3 protein-coding genes and 2 pseudogenes are annotated in these 2,581 nt (G+C 57.1%); 1 reads left to right on the top strand and 4 read right to left on the bottom strand.

Features of this window, described 5'->3' with window-relative positions; translation table 11 throughout:
- Positions 1 to 89 precede the first annotated feature (89 nt).
- The 4 genes and pseudogenes from LEP6406_RS29600 to LEP6406_RS31690 all read right to left on the bottom strand — a co-directional run.
- Positions 90 to 665 (bottom strand): annotated as a pseudogene (locus LEP6406_RS29600) (transposase); the annotation flags it as partial.
- Between the two features lie 97 nt (positions 666 to 762).
- A pseudogene (locus tag LEP6406_RS34540) lies at positions 763 to 957 on the bottom strand (tetratricopeptide repeat protein); the annotation flags it as partial.
- Between the two features lie 12 nt (positions 958 to 969).
- Entirely contained in the window at positions 970 to 1,776 is an 807-nt protein-coding gene (locus tag LEP6406_RS34535) for a PPC domain-containing protein (protein ID WP_008315385.1), read from the bottom strand.
- Between the two features lie 409 nt (positions 1,777 to 2,185).
- Positions 2,186 to 2,284 carry a DUF3368 domain-containing protein gene (locus LEP6406_RS31690; protein WP_071992278.1) on the bottom strand — a complete coding sequence of 33 codons (99 nt, stop codon included), beginning with the start codon at positions 2,282 to 2,284 and terminating at the stop codon, positions 2,186 to 2,188.
- A gap of 48 nt (positions 2,285 to 2,332) precedes the next feature.
- On the opposite strand from LEP6406_RS31690, the gene LEP6406_RS29590 reads away from it, so the two are divergent.
- Positions 2,333 to 2,581, top strand: a 249-nt coding sequence (locus LEP6406_RS29590) for an IS1/IS1595 family N-terminal zinc-binding domain-containing protein (protein WP_036031637.1), incomplete at its 3' end; no start/stop codon positions are given.

The raw sequence follows: 2,581 nt of genomic DNA, 5'->3' as shown, positions 1-2,581 counted from the left end.
CCCATAAACACCGCTATTTTCAGCGAGGTTTTCACGCCCTATCCCTTATCCAGCAAGCTCTCTAGGGGGGTTGTCACCCTGTAAGGTGCAAAGGACACCCCGCGCTGATCCAACCAGTCCGCCAGTTTAGGGCTATGGAACTCCCGGTCACCCAGCAGTAGAACCGGATAGGACTTAAACAAGGACAGGGCCGCTTTCAGCAGTCGCCGTTGCGTTTTCAGGTCACTCGTACCCGCCCGCCCTAAACGCTCCCAATAGACGGGTAAAGCATGAGTCCCCCACACCACGCTGACCATGAATATATTTCGCCCTTTCCATTCCGTGCGGTCCATTGCCAGAATCCAATAGCCGTGTTTATGGTGTTTGAGCGTTCTCAGACGACGGCGTTGGTCACGGTTCAAGCCCCGTCCCGTTTCCACTTGGCGGATCCAATATTTGAGCAGTGGAAACCACAGCACCTTGAGCGTGAGTTTGGGTAAGGCTAAAAAGCGTTGTAAGTTCCGTTTGCGACTTTGATACTGAATGGGCTGAGGAAAGACGCTGGCTAAGACGGAGAGTTTGACTTGGCGATGCGCTTGTAGCAATAACAACAGTAACTGGAAGGTCAAGTACTGTTTTTCATTGAGATGGGTGAGAAGGGTAGTTTGGTAGAATGTAGGGAACATATTTGGTTGGGGGAGCTGTACTGAGGCTCCCTTTTTTTTGTCCCCTCCATTATCTCAAAACCCTGTACCGTATGACGTTGAGTGCCCTTGTCACCCGTTAAGGGTTGCGGTAAGCAATGCCCAAACCGCCCAGGGCGCGGCCTTCCCCAGCGCGATCGCCAATCTCGCGGGCGATCGCCAGGTGTTGTTCATAGAAGTCAATGGCGCGGTTGTACTGGCCCAGGCTCAAGTAAACAACGCCCAAATTGCCCAGGGCGCGGCCTTCCCCGGCGCGATTCCCTGCGGCTCGGTAGAGTCCTAAAGCTCATTCCCAAGAGGCCAGCGCTTCTCGAAACTGACTGCGGTTGAATTGCTGAATGCCCTGCTGGAGCAGTTGATCCGCTTCTACTCTCGCCCTGGCATTCTCCTGCCCCCGCTGATAGGCTTCGGCGCTGATAGCTGCTGCCGTCAGCCGATAGCGTCCCCGTCCCCCTGGATCATAGGCATTGGCAATAACAATGACTAAGTAGTGGCCTGTTTGGGGCAACTGAATCTGAATCAAAGAATTGAGCCCCTCACCGCCATTATCGTCTTCTGCGACCCGCTCACCGTCAGGGCCAAGCAAAATCAAATAGGCATCAAAGTCATCGCTATTAAGGCGAATCTCGATGAATGGCCCAGCTTCACCGTCAAAGGTGTACAGGTCGTACAGCCTGCCATCCTGCAAGACCTCATCGCCATCCTCTAGTTGCCCTTCTACGTCTAGCAGGTCTGCTGTCCCAGCCTGCTTTAACCCAGCCTGGGGCGGTAGTGGGGCGGCTTTGCCCAAATCTGCGGGCAGAGCTAACCCTGCTTTGGGGTCTTTCGCGGTCAGCGGGTCAAGATCCCAGGGTTCTGGTATCGTCCCGGCTCGCAATGGATCACCCGCGCCAAAGAACCCTGGGATCTGGGTGGCGCTCAAGGGGACAGGTTCCTGGCGTGGGACCGGATCACCCACCCCGCTACCGTTGAGGAACCTGTCCCCCACCCCCCGTAACCGCCCTGAGTTCTGGGCGGCCTCCCCCGCCAGTGGCATCGCGGGCACCAGCAGGGCAGAGAGGGCAGTGGCTAGGAGGGCGGTGGTTGGGGGCATGGGAGGAGTGTGAGGGTGTGAGGGTGGATGGGTGGGGGGAGTGGAGGAGTAGGGGAGTGGGGAAGTATTAGGGTGTTGGGGTGTTGGGGATATTTCCGTAGGGGCAATCCCTTGTGGTTGCCCTTGTTGCCGGGTGACCGGGTATTGAGGTGTTTGGCTGTGTATTGAGGTGTTTGGCTGTTCTCAAGGAACCTCCTCCCAACATCCCCTCTTGGGAGGGGTGCCCGGAGGGCGGGGTGGGTTTCCTGGCTCCCAGTCTCCGGCTGGGAACCTCCGGGGGCGGCTCTGCCGCCAGAGCGCCAGAGGCAGAGCCTCAGCGGCGGGTACCCAGGCAGAGCCATGGGCACCAGGGGGATGGGGGGTATCTAAGAGTCTATAGTTGTGGGCCGGAAGAGCTTATTCACCGTCCCTATTCATCCACCAACCGTAGCGCTCGATTAATCACCGCACTCGACAGATACATGCCTGCTTGCTGCAAACGGTTCAACACCGGACGTGGCACTGTCATCTTAGGGAGTGAGAGCTAGACTGTAGATACAGCAAGCCTTTAAGTCCAATGAACTGTATCCATTGTCAGAGTGAGGCCATCGTCAAGAATGGCACCAAACCCCTCAAGACGGGTCAAGTCCTTCAACAATACCTCTGTAAAACCTGTGGTCGTCGCTTCAATGAACGCAGCGGCACCCCCATGGCCCGCCTGCGCACCCCAGTCACCACCGTAGAGATGGCCCTCAATGCCCGCCACGAAGGACTCGGCATCAGAGCTGCTGCCAGGGTGGTGGGGACATCTCCCAGCAGTATTACC

Origin of the sequence: Leptolyngbya sp. PCC 6406, from assembly GCF_000332095.2 — a bacterium.
Classification (GTDB): Bacteria; Cyanobacteriota; Cyanobacteriia; order Phormidesmidales; family Phormidesmidaceae; genus PCC-6406.
Note: the sequence above shows the minus strand (reverse complement) of the source record. Positions and strands in the feature narration are given on the sequence as shown.